Source organism: Pseudofrankia saprophytica (assembly GCF_000235425.2).
Taxonomy (GTDB): domain Bacteria; phylum Actinomycetota; class Actinomycetes; order Frankiales; family Frankiaceae; genus Pseudofrankia; species Pseudofrankia saprophytica.
In genome coordinates, this window is the sequence record NZ_KI912266.1 from 4053873 (window position 1) to 4069667 (window position 15795).

General features: G+C 70.9%; 12 protein-coding genes and 2 pseudogenes. 8 read left to right on the plus strand and 6 right to left on the minus strand.

Annotation, left to right across the window (positions count from 1 at the left end):
• Position 1 precedes the first annotated feature (1 nt).
• From FRCN3DRAFT_RS57130 to FRCN3DRAFT_RS0216880, 4 genes are read left to right on the plus strand one after another with little or no spacing between them, the layout of a single operon-like run.
• Complete coding sequence (locus tag FRCN3DRAFT_RS57130) at positions 2 to 124, plus strand: hypothetical protein (protein ID WP_269799829.1); 123 nt, start codon at positions 2 to 4, stop codon at positions 122 to 124.
• Positions 115 to 3420 (plus strand): ATP-binding protein, encoded by a 3306-nt coding sequence (locus tag FRCN3DRAFT_RS0216870; RefSeq protein ID WP_007511966.1) that lies wholly within the window; start codon positions 115 to 117, stop codon positions 3418 to 3420. Before FRCN3DRAFT_RS57130 ends, FRCN3DRAFT_RS0216870 begins: the two co-directional genes overlap by 10 nt.
• 45 nt (positions 3421 to 3465) lie before the next feature.
• Positions 3466 to 4110 carry a hemerythrin domain-containing protein gene (locus FRCN3DRAFT_RS0216875; protein ID WP_007511968.1) on the plus strand — a complete coding sequence of 215 codons (645 nt, stop codon included), beginning with the start codon at positions 3466 to 3468 and terminating at the stop codon, positions 4108 to 4110.
• The gene (locus tag FRCN3DRAFT_RS0216880) at positions 4110 to 5111 is read left to right on the plus strand and encodes a pyridoxamine 5'-phosphate oxidase family protein (RefSeq protein WP_007511969.1); all 1002 of its coding nucleotides are present in this window, start codon (positions 4110 to 4112) and stop codon (positions 5109 to 5111) included. Before FRCN3DRAFT_RS0216875 ends, FRCN3DRAFT_RS0216880 begins: the two co-directional genes overlap by 1 nt.
• 32 nt (positions 5112 to 5143) lie before the next feature.
• Here the strand turns inward: FRCN3DRAFT_RS0216880 and FRCN3DRAFT_RS0216885 are convergent.
• Positions 5144 to 5650 (minus strand): annotated as a pseudogene (locus FRCN3DRAFT_RS0216885) (aromatic ring-hydroxylating dioxygenase subunit alpha); the annotation flags it as partial.
• A gap of 309 nt (positions 5651 to 5959) precedes the next feature.
• Between FRCN3DRAFT_RS0216885 and FRCN3DRAFT_RS0216890 the strand changes: the two are divergent.
• The 3 genes from FRCN3DRAFT_RS0216890 to FRCN3DRAFT_RS0216900 all read left to right on the plus strand — a co-directional run bounded on the left by FRCN3DRAFT_RS0216890 (position 5960) and on the right by FRCN3DRAFT_RS0216900 (position 9278).
• Positions 5960 to 8332: a 2OG-Fe(II) oxygenase gene (locus FRCN3DRAFT_RS0216890; protein WP_051466280.1), complete on the plus strand. Its 2373-nt coding sequence runs from the start codon at positions 5960 to 5962 to the stop codon at positions 8330 to 8332.
• A 303-nt stretch (positions 8333 to 8635) separates the two neighbouring features.
• On the plus strand, positions 8636 to 8938 hold the full coding sequence (locus tag FRCN3DRAFT_RS0216895; protein ID WP_007511972.1) for a nucleotidyltransferase family protein: 303 nt from the start codon (positions 8636 to 8638) through the stop codon (positions 8936 to 8938).
• Positions 8862 to 9278 (plus strand): HepT-like ribonuclease domain-containing protein, encoded by a 417-nt coding sequence (locus tag FRCN3DRAFT_RS0216900; RefSeq protein WP_232794065.1) that lies wholly within the window; start codon positions 8862 to 8864, stop codon positions 9276 to 9278. Before FRCN3DRAFT_RS0216895 ends, FRCN3DRAFT_RS0216900 begins: the two co-directional genes overlap by 77 nt.
• A gap of 900 nt (positions 9279 to 10178) precedes the next feature.
• Here FRCN3DRAFT_RS0216900 and FRCN3DRAFT_RS0216905 read toward each other — a convergent pair.
• The 5 genes and pseudogenes from FRCN3DRAFT_RS0216905 to FRCN3DRAFT_RS44840 all read right to left on the minus strand — a co-directional run bounded on the left by FRCN3DRAFT_RS0216905 (position 10179) and on the right by FRCN3DRAFT_RS44840 (position 14974).
• On the minus strand, positions 10179 to 11186 hold the full coding sequence (locus tag FRCN3DRAFT_RS0216905; protein ID WP_007511975.1) for a LacI family DNA-binding transcriptional regulator: 1008 nt from the start codon (positions 11184 to 11186) through the stop codon (positions 10179 to 10181).
• A 31-nt stretch (positions 11187 to 11217) separates the two neighbouring features.
• Positions 11218 to 12570 carry an amidohydrolase family protein gene (locus tag FRCN3DRAFT_RS0216910; RefSeq protein ID WP_007511976.1) on the minus strand — a complete coding sequence of 451 codons (1353 nt, stop codon included), beginning with the start codon at positions 12568 to 12570 and terminating at the stop codon, positions 11218 to 11220.
• Positions 12567 to 13706, minus strand: coding sequence for an NAD(P)/FAD-dependent oxidoreductase (locus FRCN3DRAFT_RS0216915; protein WP_007511977.1), 1140 nt, complete (start codon positions 13704 to 13706; stop codon positions 12567 to 12569). The genes FRCN3DRAFT_RS0216910 and FRCN3DRAFT_RS0216915 overlap by 4 nt, the downstream gene beginning before the upstream one ends.
• 484 nt (positions 13707 to 14190) lie before the next feature.
• Positions 14191 to 14301: pseudogene (locus tag FRCN3DRAFT_RS56225) on the minus strand (flavodoxin); the annotation flags it as partial.
• Positions 14302 to 14467: 166 nt separating this feature from the next.
• Complete coding sequence (locus tag FRCN3DRAFT_RS44840; protein WP_269799857.1) at positions 14468 to 14974, minus strand: (2Fe-2S)-binding protein; 507 nt, start codon at positions 14972 to 14974, stop codon at positions 14468 to 14470.
• 450 nt (positions 14975 to 15424) lie between these two features.
• On the opposite strand from FRCN3DRAFT_RS44840, the gene FRCN3DRAFT_RS54115 reads away from it, so the two are divergent.
• Positions 15425 to 15733: a hypothetical protein gene (locus FRCN3DRAFT_RS54115; protein ID WP_131803600.1), complete on the plus strand. Its 309-nt coding sequence runs from the start codon at positions 15425 to 15427 to the stop codon at positions 15731 to 15733.
• Positions 15734 to 15795 lie beyond the last annotated feature (62 nt).

Consider the following 15795-nt stretch of genomic DNA (forward strand, 5'->3'; position numbering starts at 1 on the left):
CGTGAGTGCTGTGACTCGCTGGTTCGACACGGCGGGGCCGTGCGTGCCGAGCAAGTACTACGACCAGGCGTGCAGCCGTCTGAAAGCGCTCGTCGACGCATCCAACGAGTACCTGTGCGGCTGAACGTCCTCGGGCCCATCGAACTCGTCGTGGCCGGGCAGGCTGTACCGGTCGGACCGCCGAAGCGGCGAGCCCTCCTGGCCCTCCTCGCGATGCACGCCGACCGCGTGCTCCCCGCGGACCTCCTGGCCGACCGGCTGTGGTCCGGCAACCCACCGACCAGCGCCCAGGGGAGCTTGCAGGTCCATATCTCCAACCTGCGGCGCCGACTGGAGCCCGACCGGCGGCCCGGCACGACCCCGACCGTCCTGGTCAGCGCCGCCGACGGGTACGGCCTGATGACCGGCGGGCTCGGCCTGGACACAAGGGACTTCGAGACGCTCAGGTCGGCCGGGTCCGGCCATCTGGCCGAGGGTCGGCACAAGGAGGCGGTGGACGCCCTTGCCGAGGCGCTCGACCTGTGGCGAGGCGACCCGTACGCGGACGTGCGGTCCGAGGGGTGGGCGCAGCCGGAGATCGGGCGTCTGGAACAGGTGCGGCTCGACGCGGTGGAGGGGCTGGCCACGGCCCTGCTGGAGCTCGGCCGCCACACGGACGTGCTCGCGCGGCTGGACTCGTTCGTCCGCGAACACCCCCTTCGGGAGCGGGCCTGGGAATTGCTGGTGCTGGCCCACTACAGGGCGGGTCGGCAGGCTGCGGCCCTCGACTGCCTGCGAAGCGCGCGGGAGGTGCTCGCCGCGGAGCTGGGCATCGACCCCGGGCCGCGGCTGCGTGAACTCGAAGGCGCGGTGCTGCGCCAGGACGCCACGCTGCTCCCGCCGCAGCGGCCCGCCACGGCGTCACCCCCGCGGCGGCCTCCGGTGCCGACGCCGAACCAGACGACGGCGCGCGGGGCTCCTGAGCCCGCGGCGGACCAGCCGGTCTTCGTCGGCCGCGAGAGCGCGCTGGCGTTCCTGCACGAGGCGGCGAAGGCGTCGTCCGCCGTCGGGCAGGTCGTGCTGGTGGACGGCGAGCCGGGCGTCGGCAAGACGAGCCTGCTGAGGCGGTTCCGCGCGACCGCCGACGTGCCAGTCGGCTGGGGGTCGAGTCCCGACCACGAGACCGCGCCCGCCCTGTGGCCCTGGGAACGGGTCCTGCGCGACCTCGCCGCCACGGCCCCGGAGGCCACCCTGCCCGACGAAGTGGGCAGGTTCCTGACGGGCGGGCTGGAGGCGATCCCGGCATCCGACGCGCAGGGGGCGCGGCTGCGGTTCTTCGAGGCGGTCGGCGCGTTCCTGGCTGCCGCCGGCCCGGTGATAGTCGTGCTGGAGGACATCCACGCGGCGGACGACGCGACGCTGCGGCTACTGGTCCACGTGGTGTCCACCAGCCGGCCGGGCCTGCTGGTGGTGGCGACCTTCAGGCGGCACGAGGCGTCGGCGCTCACCGGCACGCTGTCGGCGCTGTCGCGGCTCGGCGCGCGCAGGCTCGGGCTCGACGGGCTCGCCACCGAGGAGGTCCGGGTGCTCGTCCGGGAGTTGTCCGGCCGCGACCCGGGCAGCGGCAAGGCCGAGGAGCTGCGCTGGCGCACCGCCGGGAACCCGTTCTTCCTCACGGAGCTGGCCCGGGCGGGCGAGGAGCTGCCGCAGGGCGTGCTGGACGTGGTGCTGCACCGAGTGGCGAGCCTGGGGGAGGAGGCGGCCCGCCTGCTGGAGCTCGCCGCGGTGATGGGCGACGAGTTCGAGGCGGGCGTCCTGGCCCAGGTCGCCGGCGGCACGGTCGGCGACCTGCTGCGGCCGCTCGACCTGGCCCTCGACGCGGGGCTGGTCCGGGAATCGTCGTACCGGCTGGGCGGGTACGAGTTCGCGCACGCCCTGGTGACCGACGCGTTGCTGTCGCGCCGGTCGCGGCTGTGGCGGGCGCGCGTGCACGAGCAGGTCGCGGGCGTCCTTGCCCGCGTCCACGGGGACCGGGACGACCTCGCGGCGGTGATCGCGCGCCACTGGCTGGCGGCGGCGGAGTTGGGCGCCCAGCCCGCTCGGATGGCGATGGGCTCCTGCGCCCGCGCCGCGCGGGCGGCCCTGCGGCGGCACGCGCCCGACGACGCGGCCGTGTCGTGGCAGGAGGCGCTGGCGGCGGCCGAGCTGGCCGGGGCCGGCCCGGCCGAGCGGTTCGAGCTCGCCGTCGGGCTGGCCGAGAGCCGCTACGCCGCCGGGCGGTTCGACGAGGGCTACGAGGCCGTCGAGCAGGCGCTCGCCCTGGCCGGCACGGACCCGGACCTGGCCGTCCACGCCGCCGACATCGCGATGGGGCACGGCGTCTGGGTGCCCTTCCGGTACGGCCTTGACGTGGCCGCCGTGCGGGACTCGATGGACCGGGCCGTGCGAGAGCTGCCGCCGTCCAGGCCGGCCTGGGCGACGGCACAGGCCGTCCGGGCCGTCGTGCTCGCCCAGACCGGTCGCGAGGACGAGGTCGACCCGGTCTCGTCGCGGGCAGTGGCGGCGGCCGAGCGCCTGGGTGACCCCGCCGTGGCGCGGCGCGTGCTCCACCTGCGGCTGCTCGCCCTGCAGGGACAGGACTTCATCGAGCAGCGCGCCGAGACCGCGCGGCGCCTGCTGGCCGAGCCGGACCTGTCGTCCCAGCTCAGGGTGATCGCACAGCTCTACCTGTTCGATCATCTCGTGGAGTGCGGCAGGGTGCCGGCGGCCCGCGTGCTGCTGGCGGAGATCGACGCGCTGCTGCGCGACCTGCACAATCCCACGCTGGCCATGCAGGCGGCCGTGGCGCACGTGGGGCTCGACCTGCTCCAGGGCGTGCCGGACCCGGCCCGCCACTTCGAGCCCGTCAGGGCGACGCTGTCGTTCGCCGATCTCGCCTACTTCGAGGCGAGCCTGCTCGCCGTACGGGCCGAGACGCTCATCCAGCAGGACCGCCTCGGCGAGGAGGCGGCGTGGATCGAGGAGATGTCCCGGCGTACGGGACTGGCAGGGTTCGCCTACGCCCTGGCGTACGCGCTCGCGGACCTGGGCGAGCGCGAGCGCGCGCGGCGGCTCCTGGTGGAGACCCCCCTGCCGCCGCGTGACTACCACTGGGCGATGGCCGCCATGTGCCGGCTGCACGCTGCGATCCGGCTCGGCGAGCTGGACGTCGTGCGGGAGGTCTACGACGCGTTCCGTCCCTTCGCCGGGCTGCTGCACGTGAACGGCACGTGCAGCACCGTCGACGGGGCGTACGACGGCCACCTGGGGGAGGCGTTGCTGGCGCTCGGGGACCACGAGCGCGCGCGGGCCCACCTGGAGGAGGCGGTACGCCTGCTGGAGCAGGCGGGCGCCGGCTACTGGCTGGCAAGGGCCCGACAAGCGCTCGGCAAGTGCACGTAAAGGCAGGTCGCGCACTCTGTTTCCGACACGTGAGGGAACAGACTGATGATCATGCCAGAACACCTGACCGGATTCCTGATGATGCACGCCGGTTTCCGCGCCGAGCTCGGCCGCCTGGCCGCGGCGTGCGCGAACCCGCGTGACGACGCGCACGAGGAACTGCTGGAGGAGCAGCTCGCGCTCGTGCTGGACATGCTGCACGCCCACCACTCGCACGAGAACGCCAGCCTGTGGCCCACGCTCGTCGGCCGCGCACCGGAGGCGGCGGATGTGCTGGCCGAGCTGGAGTCCGAGCATTCCGTGCTCGACCCGCTCATGGTGGCCGCCTCCGATCGCGGGGTGCCCCTGGCCGAGCGCGCGCCCACCCTGTGGCGGCTGCACGAGCTCGTCAACGAGCACCTCGACCACGAGGAGCTGACGGCCGTTCCGGTCATGCTCCGCTACCTCACCCTCGACGACGTCGAGGCCGACAAGCGCCAGGCGATGGACGACTTCGGCCGCCGCCGAGCCCCCGTCATCTTCGGCTGGCTCGCCTCCAGCGCGGACGCCGACCTGCTCTCGAGGTCGTACGCCGACCTGCCCGTCGTGGCCCGGCTCATGTTCCGCCTGTTCTGGTGGCCGGCCTACCGGCGGCGCTTCACCCGCCTGTACGGCGCCACCATTCCCGCGAACGCTCTCCTGGAGTCGTGATGACCGCATCCGCTTCGACCACCTGGCCGCACGACGTGGCCGACATCTTCGACCGCGCCATGGTCTGCGAATACGCCTCGCTCACCCGTGACGGCCGGCCCGTCACCTGGCCCGTCACGCCATACGTCGGCGCGGCCGGCAGTTTCGACGTGAGCACCGGGCTCACCTACCCCGACAAGGCCGAGCGCGCCCGGCGCGACCCGCGCGTCGCGCTGCTCTGCTCCAGCGCCGACGGCACCGCGCTCGACGGTGTCCATCCCCGGGTGCCCGTCGTCCTCGTGCAGGGCCGGGCGACCGTACGCGACGCGGATCTGCAGGCCAACACCGACCGGTACGTCCGCGCGTCGCTGGCCAAGACCGGCGCCGGGTTCGCCGGGATGCCGTGGTTCCTGGTGAAGCGGCTGGGATGGTATTTCGCTCGCATCTGGGTGGAGGTCACCCCCGAGAGGATCCTCTGGTGGCCCGAGGGCGACCTGTCCAGGACGCCCGAGGTCTGGACGGCCCCCGGGGACGTCGTGGTCCCAGCCTCCGACCCCGCTCCCACGGGCCCCCGGCTGCCGAGCCGATCGGCCCCGCCGGCGGACTGGCGGCCGTTCGCCGATCGCACCGCCCGCCTGGGCGAGCCCGTCGTGACCATGGTCGCCGACGGCATGCCGCTGGCGGCGCGCACCCGCTCGGCCGTACGCACCGAGGCCGGCTTCGACGTGCGGCTGCCGGTGGGCGTCCAGGCTGCCGAGGGGCCGGTGTGCCTGACCTTCCATCGGCACGGTCCGGCCATGGAGTGGCAGGAGAACGTGGTGCTCGTCGGGACGGCGACCGCAGAGAGCGACCGGCTGAGCGTGCGGGTCGAGCGGGTCCTGAATGACTGGAGCCTGTCCGGGAAACGCCGTGAGCGGAACCGTTCCTTCCTCGGCCAGGGCAAACTGCTCAGGAAGCGCCTGGAGGTCGAGGCCGCCCGCCGCGACCAGCCCGTCCCCCGCGTGCGCCGCCCCCACGCCTGACTCCGTCCGCGAATCCCGCGGGAGGCAGCTGGTCAGCCGGCGAAGCCGAGGTCGCGCAGGGCTTTGCGGTAGGCGAGGCCGAGGGCGTCGAAGGCGCGGTGCACCTCGTCGGTGGCGGCGAACACCCTGGTGGGCCGTTGGGATTCGACGATGGTCTTGTCGGGTGCCCAGATCCTGTCCTCGACGGCCTGCAGGCCAGCGCCGTCCACCGGGCCGTTCCCGTAGACCGCCGGGTCGAAGGCGGCCATCCAGTACAGCCGTAGCGTCGTCGCCGAGGTGGGCGCGCACACGGAGAACAGCACGCTGCGCGGCCCGCTCGCGCCGCCGAGCCAGACGGCGAACGGCAGTTCGATCCGGTACTGGAAGAGCGTCTCGCCGACGGGGCGGCGCCCGTCGGGGCCCGGCTCGGCGACGGGGTTCACGCTCGGGTAGCGGTAGTCCGCCTCGACCGTCCAGGCTGTGCGGCGCACCGGGTACGGGTCGACGGCGAGCGCCTCACCGTTGCCGAACGTGTCCGTGTGCAGGACGGAGAAATGCCCGACGTCGCAGAAGAAACATCAACAAGGGTGCATGACCCGTCAGAGGCTGCCCACCACCGCGGCTCCCAGCTCCCTGCAGGCTGCACGGGAGGCCTGGTCCACTGACCGCGCGTGACGAGGACGGGGACAGGACCTGCTTCCACTTCAAGCCCGTTGCGGTGGTCTCGACGCCCCGGACCGCGCCGCCCCGTCAGCGTAGGGGCGCGCCAACCGCGCGCCTCGCGCGAGGTCGTGCATCCGATTCTCGTCGAACGAGTTCGGATCTCTAGAGTTCGGGCGCAGGTTCCGCGTTCCCAGGTGTGCAGGAGGATGCTGACGGTGACGGTGACGGCGACACCAGCGCGTGACCGGTTGGCCAGGACATTGCGCGGTGACGCAGAGCCCGCGTTCGGCGTGGCGCTGACGGCGAGGACGGATGACCTGAGTCTTGAGGTCGAGGGCGTCGGGCCCGTCGCGTTCCCGGTGCGGCCCGTGCAGGCCCGCGAGCTGCTCGGCCTCGGTCACCCTGCCCGTTTCGGCCGCGGCGAGGAGACGCTGACCGACCGCGGCGTCCGGGACACCTGGGAGATCCCGAAGGACCTTGTTCGCGTGAGGTGGGACGACGACGCGCTGAACGCCATCCTGACAACGGCGAAAGACGATCTGGGCCTACCGATCGCCGCCGAGCTGACGGCCGACCTTCATTCCCTCCTCGTGTATGAGCCGGGCCAGTTCTTCCGCGCCCATCAGGACAGCGAGAAGGACGACTCGATGATCGGCACCATGGTGGTGACGCTGCCGTCCAGTTACACCGGCGGCGAGCTGGTGGTGCGCCACCTCGAGGAGGAGAAGACCTACCGGGGCTCGAAGACGGCGCTGTCACTGGTCGCCTTCTACGCCGACTGCCGGCACGAGATCCTCGAGGTGCGGTCAGGGTACCGGATCGCGCTCACCTACAACCTCCTGCTTGGCGGTGATACCTCCTTGCCTGAAGGCGACGAGGGAGCAGTCGCCGAGCTGACCGCTATCCTCCGCGAGCACTTCGGCACGCCTGTGCCCAGCCGCTACGGCCCGCGCGCGGCCACCTCGCCGAGCCGGCTCGCCTACCTCCTCGACCACGAGTACACCCCCCGTGCGCTGGGCTGGAGCGGGCTGAAGGGGGCCGACGCCGCACGCGGGTCCCTGCTGCGGGCCGCGGCCGACCGGGCGGGGTGCGAGGCCGTCCTCGCGCTCGCCGACATCAAGACGACGCACAGCGCCTACGAGGCAGACGACGACTACGAGTACCGAGGCCGGTACTGGGATGACGATGACGATGACGAGGACTCGGGCAGCTCGGGCGACTACGAGATCCAGGAGCTGATCGACTCCGAGGTAACCCTCACGCACTGGACCGGCCCGGACGGCACCCGACTGGAGAAGACCTCGCTGTTCGTTGGAAGCGACGAGGTATGCGCATCCACCGGGACCGACGACCTCGAGCCCTACTCCTCGGAGTACGAGGGGTACATGGGCAACTGGGGCAACACGCTGGACCGCTGGTACCACCGGGCCGCGGTCGTCGTCTGGCCCCGGGAGCAGGCCTTCGCGAACCGCGCCGAAACCTCACCAGGCTGGGCTCTCGACGAACTCGCCGCGATGGCGGCCTCCGGTGATCTTTCAGGCGCCCAGGCCGCCGCGGCGACGCTCCAGCCGTTCTGGGACAGCTCGCTGCGCGCCCGGACGCCGGATGACAAGGAGAGGATCTCTGGACTCTTCGGTAAGGCGCTGCGGGCGGCAAGCGTCGTCGAGGACCCGGCGACAGCGACGATGCTGCTGGACCCGTTCCGCGTGGAAAGCCTGACCACTGGTGACATCGACGCATTCGGAAGGCTCGTCAGCGGTTACGGCCAGCAGTGGACCGCCGGGTTGCTGCGGACCTGGTTTGGTGCGGCGCAGCCGGCGTGGGCATACGCCGGCGGACCGGAACGGCGGCAGTGGGTGGCGGACGAGCTCCCTGCCCTGTGTGCGGGGCTGCACGCCGCGCACGGGGCCGGCGCTGCGGCGGCGCGGCAGCTCCTCGACCTGGTATGGAAGTGGGCCGCCAAGGATATCGACACAACGTTCGCCTCGTCGTCGCCCAGCTACCGCGACACGGCACTCGCCGCCCTGGCCAGACCGCTCGCCTCCGTACTGACAGCCGCCGCCGCGATGACGGACGCGGGCACCCGGGACGCGGTGATCGGCCATCTCCGGCAGAGAGACGACGCTGTCACCGGGCTGGAGATGCCGGCGCTGCGCGCCGCGGCGGAGCTGCCCGACGACGGCACACACGCCGAGGTCGGCTTCGACGACTTGGCCGCGGACTGCGCGGCACGGCTGCGTGCCCGGCTGGCTCAACCGCCGCGCGCGTCCGGTGACTGGTCGATCGAACTGCCCGCGGGCGGCTGCTCCTGCGACCTGTGCGGCACCCTCCGCGCATTCCTGGCAGACCCGGACCAGCGCACGTTCGACTGGCCGCTCGCGGAGAAGCGCAGGCAGCACCTCCACTCCCGCATCGACGCCGCCGAACTACCCGTCAGCCACGTCACGAGGAGGCAGGGCCGCCCCTACACACTCGTTCTCCGCAAGACCGACGCGCTGTTCACCGACGAGGTCGAGGCACGGGCCAGGGACCAGGAGAACCTGGAGTCGCTCGCGGCAGCATGGAATCTCGGCACTTGATTCTCTGACGGTCTGACCAGCGTGGGCCGGTAGCAGCGCAGGCACCCGCGTCAGTCAGCTTCTCGCGGCACGCTGGCGAACCGCTCGACGTAGCGATGCACCGCCCGGGCACCAGCTACGCCCCGCCCGCCGCTCGCCCAGGTGCTCGACAGCGAGCGCTGTCCGCTGGCGAGCCGGGTCGGCACCGCCGCTGGCGAGGCTCGCGGCAGCGCGCGCACGTATTGCTTCGGCCACCGAGTGGTCCGATCCCGCTCAAGCGCACAGGCCGCGGGGTCGGGCACAATCTTCCCAGAGGAGGTGGGCATGCATCCGTTGATCGAGGCCAGGCGAGCGGAGATCCAAGGGCTCTGCCGTCGGCTTGGCATCCGCCGCCTCGACCTCTTCGGCTCCGCGACCGGCGAAGCCTTCGACCTGGGCAGCAGCGACGTCGATGTCCTCGTCGAGTTCGACGCAGACCGCGCCGGATTCGACTACTACGGCACCTACTTCGCCCTCAAGGAGGGACTCGAGCGCTTGCTGGGCCGCGCCGTTGACGTCGTCAGCGTCACGAGCATCCGCAACCCCTACTTCCGCGACCAGGTCATGCGCACCAGGCAGCCCCTGTAGGCAGCCTGACTCGCGCAAGTATCTCTGGGATGCCGCGAACGCGGCCGAACTCGCCAGAAGCTTCGCCCACGGCCAGACCTTCGCCGACTATCGGGCGAACGCGATGCTCCGCGCCGCCGTCGAGCGCGAGTTCGAGATCATCGGCGAGGCGCTCAACCAGCTCTCCAAGGTCGCCCCGGACCTCGCCGCCGCGATCCCCGAACTCCCTCGAATAGTCGCCTTCCGGAACATCCTCATCCGTGGCTACGCCACCGTCGACGACGCCCTCGTCTGGCAGGTACTCCAGGAAAAACTCCCCGAGCTCGAACAAGTGGTCCGCAGAATGCTGGCCGAAGACTGACCCGCCTGCGCCGAGGCCGACCACCGCGACGTCGCGGTTGAGCAGCCGGTGCCGGCCGGCGAGCACCAGCCCGAAGCCCCTGCGCCGAGCCGTCCATCGAGCTCGATGTTCGGCAGCGAGGCAGCCACCGACGCCGGTCGACGATCACCCGGCACGCCGATCGGGACACCCAGCCACCTGGGCACCCCCGGCATTTCCATGGTGGTGGTGCCCGCATCGTAGCTATTCCCGCCGCGGGCCGTCCTCGCCCCGTCACGGAAACGGATCTCCATGCGGATGGGGCCCCTCGACGCAGTCTCGGTTCGGTCGCGTAGGCGCTTCCACTTCAGCCCGGTGGCGATGGCCTCGACCCCGCGGATCTCCCCGATCATGTCGCTGTTGCCATGGACGTAGAGGGCGTATGGACGGCCGACTTTCGCTTCCAAGATCGGATAGTGGGCGCAGTCGCAGAAATGTGCCGAACCCTGGTCGCGAATACGTCACTTCTCGTAATCACCCGCCTGGCCAGGCGGAACGCGCGACCCACGAGGCGAGGCGTCGGTCAGCTACGGCATCAGGCTTGCGGCCACCGCGGCCCCAGCTCCCAGCACGCCTCTCGATCTTTCGCGTCCGGCGTGCCGAGCACCGTCACCGGCTCATGTAACCGCTTCCACTTCAGACCGGTGGCAATCGTCTCCACGTTTCGAACCGCGCCCGTGGTGTCGGAGCCACCGTGGACGTACAGGGCATACGGCCGACCGATAGTTGCTTCCAGGCAGGGGTAAAACGCTTGATCGCGGAACCTGCGGAAAGTCGCGTACCCCGCGCGGTTACGTTGCATATCCGATGAGGGTCGGCGCCACGGTGAGGCCGCCGACCGGTTGCCCACGGCGCGGCCTTGGCCAGGGCTTCCCGTGCGGGTCACACTTTGGCTCGTTCGCCGCAGGAGCTGCGGGCGACCAGTGCGGGTTCGAAGGCGATGCTGACCGGCTCGGCGGGGGGGTCCACGACGAGTTCGGCTGCCCGTCGGCCCATCTGGTATGAGGGCTGAGTGATCACGGTGATGCCGAGCGCGGGGGCCCAGGAGAAGTCGTCCATCGTCAGGAAGGCGATGTCGTCGGGGATGGCGATTCCTCGCGCGGTCAGGGCCGCATGGACGGCGACGGTCAGGCGGCCGGCCGTGCAGGCGAGCGCGTCCAGCGGCCTGCGTCGATCGTCCGCGCGCGTGAGGAGAGTGCCGACGGCCCGGTCGACCTCCTCCTCCGTGGTCGCGGCGGTCACCGCGTCCTCGGGCAGGGACTGACCTCGTTCGGCGCAGGCCTGCCGCAGCCCCGCGACGCGGTCGATCTGGGATGGGCGTTCCCCGGAGGTGACGACGCCGATGGACGACCGCCCGCACTCGATCAGATGCGTGGCCATCAGGCGACCGGCCCCGACGTGATCCAGACTGACCGAGTGCAGACCGGACGGCGGATCCTGCGCGGTGCGCGCCACGATCACACAGGGCGTGCCGTTCTCGGCCATATGTCGGGTACGGCTGTCAGTCCTCTCGTCGGTCGTCGTGATGAGCCCGCGCACCCGGTGCTCGTCCATCATCCGAATGAGGTCGATCTCATGATCGACGTTCCGGAAGGTGTTGGCGACCAGGACGAGGCTGTCGTTGGCCGCGGCCACGTCGTCGATGCCGCGCAGGAGGCCGAGATAGAAGGGGCTGCTCAGGTCACGGATGACAACGCCGAGCGCGCTGGAGCGGCCGGCGAAGATGCCCCTGGTCAGCGCGTTGGGGGTGTATTCGAGACGGGTGACCGCATCCCACACTCTGGTAGCCGTCGTCTCCGTGACGGCTCCGCCGTTGAGGACACGGGAGACCGTGGCAGTGGACACGCCGGCACGCGCGGCGACGTCGCCGATGGTGACTCGCCTCGCCATGGATCCTCCGCACGTTTTGGGGGCCCGCTGGTCAGCGCGTGACGCGCCGGCCGGTTCGGACAACGACCTCGCCGCCGATCATGACCGTATCCACCGAGTGCAGCCGCGCGGGATCCGTCACCACCAGGTCGGCGATCGCCCCCGGCACGACGCGGCCACGCCGAGGAGCCAGACCCGGGATGGCGTCGGCGACGTTGGCGGTCGCCATCGCTATCGCGGCCGGGAGCCTCACGGAGCCCGCGCGGACGGACTGGTCGATCGCCAGCAGGATCGGGTCGTGGTGTCCGCCCGCGTAGTCGGTGGAGATCGTGTCGACCAGTCCCGCGGAGAGCAGCGCGTAGAGCAGCTCCGGGCCTGTCGTGAGGCGGCGGGCGCCGAACGTGTCGAACGTGGAGACATCCACGATCGCGCCCGCCTCCTTGAGTCGTTCGGCGTGGCCCAGAGCCTCCCGCAGCTCAAAGCTCGAATGGTTGGAATGCCCGGCGATCAGCGTCACGTCCGTCCTCGCGATGGAGGCGACCTGGGTCATCGAGGCGGCCGCGTTGTGTACCAGGACCGGGACACCCAGCGCGCGGGCCTGCTCGGCCGCCTCGGCGAGCCCGCGCAGAGCGACGTCGAACGCGGGCAGCACGATGGCCGAGACGAGCTCGCGCACCTCCTCGACCGACAGCCTGCCGGTCAGGCCCGCGGCCGCGAGTGCCTGCTCTACGGCGTCCCGGTCGAACGCTGACGCCGCGATGTGCCGACCCAGCACCGCGATCTTCAGCCCGTTCGCCTGCCGCGCAGTGATCGTCACTCCGGTGCGTCTCTCGACCTCCGCTGGGATGTACAGGTAGCTCGCCCCACCCCCGCCGAGGGTGTGCCCTGCCCCGATCTCGCCGAGCGCGACCGCACCGGCGCCGACGGCCCGACGTGCGGTGAACATCCGGTTCGCCTCGGTGAGACCGCCGCCGTCCGCGACCGCCGCCGCCCTCAGACAGGCCGGGGTGTTGCAGGAGGCCAGCCCGATGTTGACCGGATGCACTTCGTCGGTGCTGGCGAGGTCCGCCGCGGTGACGAAGCCGTCCACGCAGAGCACCGTCGTCGTCCCCTCCAGCAGGTGTCGGTCGAGATTGGCCAGCACCTGCTCGCGTGGCAGGGCCACATGCCCGCTGGGGAACAGCGGTCCGTACGCGGTGCCGTGGGTGTGGTTGTTGATGAGACCGGGAATCACCAGCATTCCGGCACCGTCGACGATCTCGTCGGCGGTGCCGTACGCCTCGGTGGGACGCGAGGGAATGATCTCGCGGACGGCGTCTCCCTCGACGATGATGTCGACACAACGTCGCGTGTCTCCGCCCCGGCCATCGACCAGATCGCCGCCGTGCAGGACGACTGTGCTCACCGTTGCTCCCCCTGTCGGCTCGCCGGGCGGAACCGCTCGAACCGGAACGCGGCCAGGGCGTCGTCCCGGTCCTCCCCGAGCACCTCGGCGGCGACCAGGTCACCCGCGTGGATGCTCAGGGTCGCGCCGCTGTGCGAGACGGCGAAGTGGAAGTTGGGTAGTTCGACCGCGCGTCCCAGCACCGGGAGGCCGTCCCCGGGAATGGGCCGTTCACCGACACGGATGCTTTCCACCGTCGCGGCCCGGGTCCCCGGATAGAGCGCGCGGCCCGCCTCCAGGATGTTCTCGACCGCCGACGGGTCGACACTGATCTCTCCGGTGCCCGACACACGCACGGCGCCGTCGATCTCGTGGGTGTGCAGCAGCAGTCGCCCGGCCCCGTCCGGACGAAGATGGACGCGCGGCGCGTGAACAACACGGGACACCGAAACCGCGACCGGGGACGTGTAGACGAGCACACCACGGGTGTTGCGCATCGGCAGGGCCAGGCCGGCCAGCCGGGCGATCGCGCCGGCTCGCGGCCCCGCGCAGTTCACGACCGCGTCCGTGGAGAGCTGCCGTCCCGAGGCAAGTCGGACCGCACGCACCGCACCGGCCGGGGCGACCAGGCCGATGACCGCATCGCCCGTCACCAGCTCGGCCCCTCGGGATACTGCGCTGGAGAGCAGGTAGCCGATCAGGCGGGCCGGCTCGATCCACCCCTCGCGCGGAAAGTAGGCGATCCCGTCCGCGGGAAGTTCCCCGGGGGCGATGTCCGGTTCGAGATGCAGTACCTCGGCCCGGCTCAGCCAGCGCGCCTCGTATCCGTAGTCGAGGACACCGCCGACCTTCCTCCGCAGGTGCGCGCGCTCGTCGTCGTCGGCGGCCCACTGCAGGTTGCCGCCCTCGTGGTACCAGTCGCTGCCGGGCACCCGCGCAGCCAGCCGCCGGTGGGCTTCCATCCCCGCGACGCCGAGATCATGGTAGGAGCGTGGATGCTTGGTGGAGGAGTTGGTCCACGAGAACGTCGAACCGGAGGCACCACCCGCCGGCGCACCGGCATCCACGAGAACGACGCTGGCGCCTCGCCGCGTCAGCGAGGCCGTCACCGCCGCGCCGTAGACGCCGGCACCGATGACGACCACTTTCGGGATCATGCTGATCTTTCCTTCCTTGGCCGTTCGGGTGATCGGAGAAGAGGGACAACCGGCGGGGACTCGGCCCGGCAACGCCTGGTCCGCGCACCCAGCGATAGCGGGAAACCCATGGCCGACGGCCGAAACGCGCGGCTTGCCCGGATCGGTCACAGCGATGCGACCTGCGACGCAGCCATGCCTGCCGGGTATGTAACTAGTTTCATTGACCAAAGGAACTGTAGGCATGCACGTTCAGGTGGGTCAACGGGTAGGGGGCAACAAAGCCCCTGGCCCGGTTGAGATCACAGCCCGGGACCACAGCAGGGCGTTCCACTCGGCCTCGGTGGACAGTCGGTACCCGTCCCCGGTGGCGACGTCCCACTCAACCCGACCTTCGCCCGCACCGGCCCGATACGCGGGGGGCAGTCCCGCCTGGCGCGACAGCGCGTTGCAGAACCGGACCGCGTCCCACCAGGAGACGCTTTCCCTGGCAGCCGACCGCCCCGTACAGCGCGTACGGCCGCCCGACCGTCGCTTCCAAGATCGGGTAATACACGGTGTCGAAGAAGTGCTTGAGCGTGCCGCTCGGGTAGCGGATGTTGGCCCGGGTGCCGACCGGGACGGGTGTCGCCAGCCCGCGGTCCTCGATCTCGGGGGAGCGCGGACGTGGCCGAGCCTCGTCGACCAGACCCGCCTACACCGTGCCGGCGACCTCAGTGACTGGACCCGTCGCGCTGAGATCGCGTTCGGGAGGATCTGCCCGGGCCGCCGCGGGACGATGGTCAGCCGGCGAAGCCGAGGTCGCGCAGGGCCTGGCGGTAGGCGACACCAAGACCATCGAAGGCGCGGTGGACCTCGGTCGCGGCGAACACCCGGGCCGGGCGCTGCGACTCGACGATCGCCTTGTCGGGTGCCCAGATCAGATCCTCGACGGCCTGCAGGCCGTCGCCGTCGACCGGCTCGTCGCCGTGGACGGCCGGGTCGAAGGCACTCATCCAGTACAGCCGCAGCGTTGTCGCCGACGTCGGCGCGCTGACCGAGAACAGCACAGAGCCAGGACCGTTGGCGCCGCCGAGCCAGACGGCGAACGGCAGCTCGATCCGGTACCGGAAATGAGTCTCGCCCACTGGCCGGCGGCCGTCCGGGCCTGGTTCGGCCACCGGGTTGACGCTGGGGTAGCGATAGTCGGCCTCGACCGTCCACTCGGTGCGGCGGACCGCGTACGGATCGATCGCCAGCACCTCGCCGTTGCCGAACGTGTCCGTATGCAGGACCGAAAAGTGCCCGATGTCGCAGAAGAAACATCAACAAGGGTGCTGGGTCCGTCGGAGGCTCGCCGCCGCCGTGACCCCCCAGCACGCAGTCCGCGATGACTGGACCAGCGGGCCGGTGGCCCGGACGGTTCGGCGCTTACCGCGGGATCCGTAGAGTTGGGATCAGCGCTGCGTAGTAGGCAGGATCGTGAGTGCTGTGACTCGCTGGTTCAACACGGCTGGCCCGTGCGTCAAGGACGCGTAGTTAGGTCGTGGTGGGGGTCGTCAAGTCGGTTGTTTGTGGCCGCCGTCGTGGCGCCCAGCTCCCAAGCTGCCCCTCGGTCGGTTTGCCCGAGATTGTCCACCAGGGTGCGGGATGCCTACCTTTGTTATTCTGGACAGATGTCTTCAGAAGTCGGTTGCGGCGAGTGCACAGACGACGACGCGGCCGTCGCGTGGGAACGGTCTCACGGTCTCATGGTCGTCGTGAGCATCGCCGACGAGTCTCACTTCTTCGGCTCGGTGCGTCGCTGTCGTTCGTGCGGTCAGAACTACGCGTCGATTTTCTGCGAGACCGTCGACTGGGTCGACAGCGATGATCCACAGTACCAGCTGCTGATCCCTGTGACCGCGACTGAGGTGCGGTCGCTCGCCGAGGCGGGTGAATATGATGTCGAGGCGGCGCTTGAGGATCTTTCGCCCGAACGCTATCTCTTCAGCGGGCGAGGAAAAGGTGAAATAGAGTGGTCGAAGCACTGGGCAAGAGGCCAGGTCACCGTGCCGCGTCATGACTGATTTCCACGCGCTCATCGGGCCCGGAGGCCTGGGGCGGCGCGTGCCAGTTACCGTCAACGGGT

Excerpts from the sequence above, each read along its gene's own strand:
- FRCN3DRAFT_RS0216905 (WP_007511975.1), bottom strand. The coding sequence starts at position 11,186 with ATGGCGAGGCGAGTCACCATCGGCGACGTCGCCGCGCGTGCCGGCGTG.
- FRCN3DRAFT_RS0216915 (WP_007511977.1), bottom strand. The coding sequence starts at position 13,706 with ATGATCCCGAAAGTGGTCGTCATCGGTGCCGGCGTCTACGGCGCGGCG.
- FRCN3DRAFT_RS0216895 (WP_007511972.1), top strand. The coding sequence starts at position 8,636 with ATGCATCCGTTGATCGAGGCCAGGCGAGCGGAGATCCAAGGGCTCTGC.
- FRCN3DRAFT_RS0216890 (WP_051466280.1), top strand. The coding sequence starts at position 5,960 with ATGCTGACGGTGACGGTGACGGCGACACCAGCGCGTGACCGGTTGGCC.
- FRCN3DRAFT_RS0216880 (WP_007511969.1), top strand. The coding sequence starts at position 4,110 with ATGACCGCATCCGCTTCGACCACCTGGCCGCACGACGTGGCCGACATC.
- FRCN3DRAFT_RS0216875 (WP_007511968.1), top strand. The coding sequence starts at position 3,466 with ATGATCATGCCAGAACACCTGACCGGATTCCTGATGATGCACGCCGGT.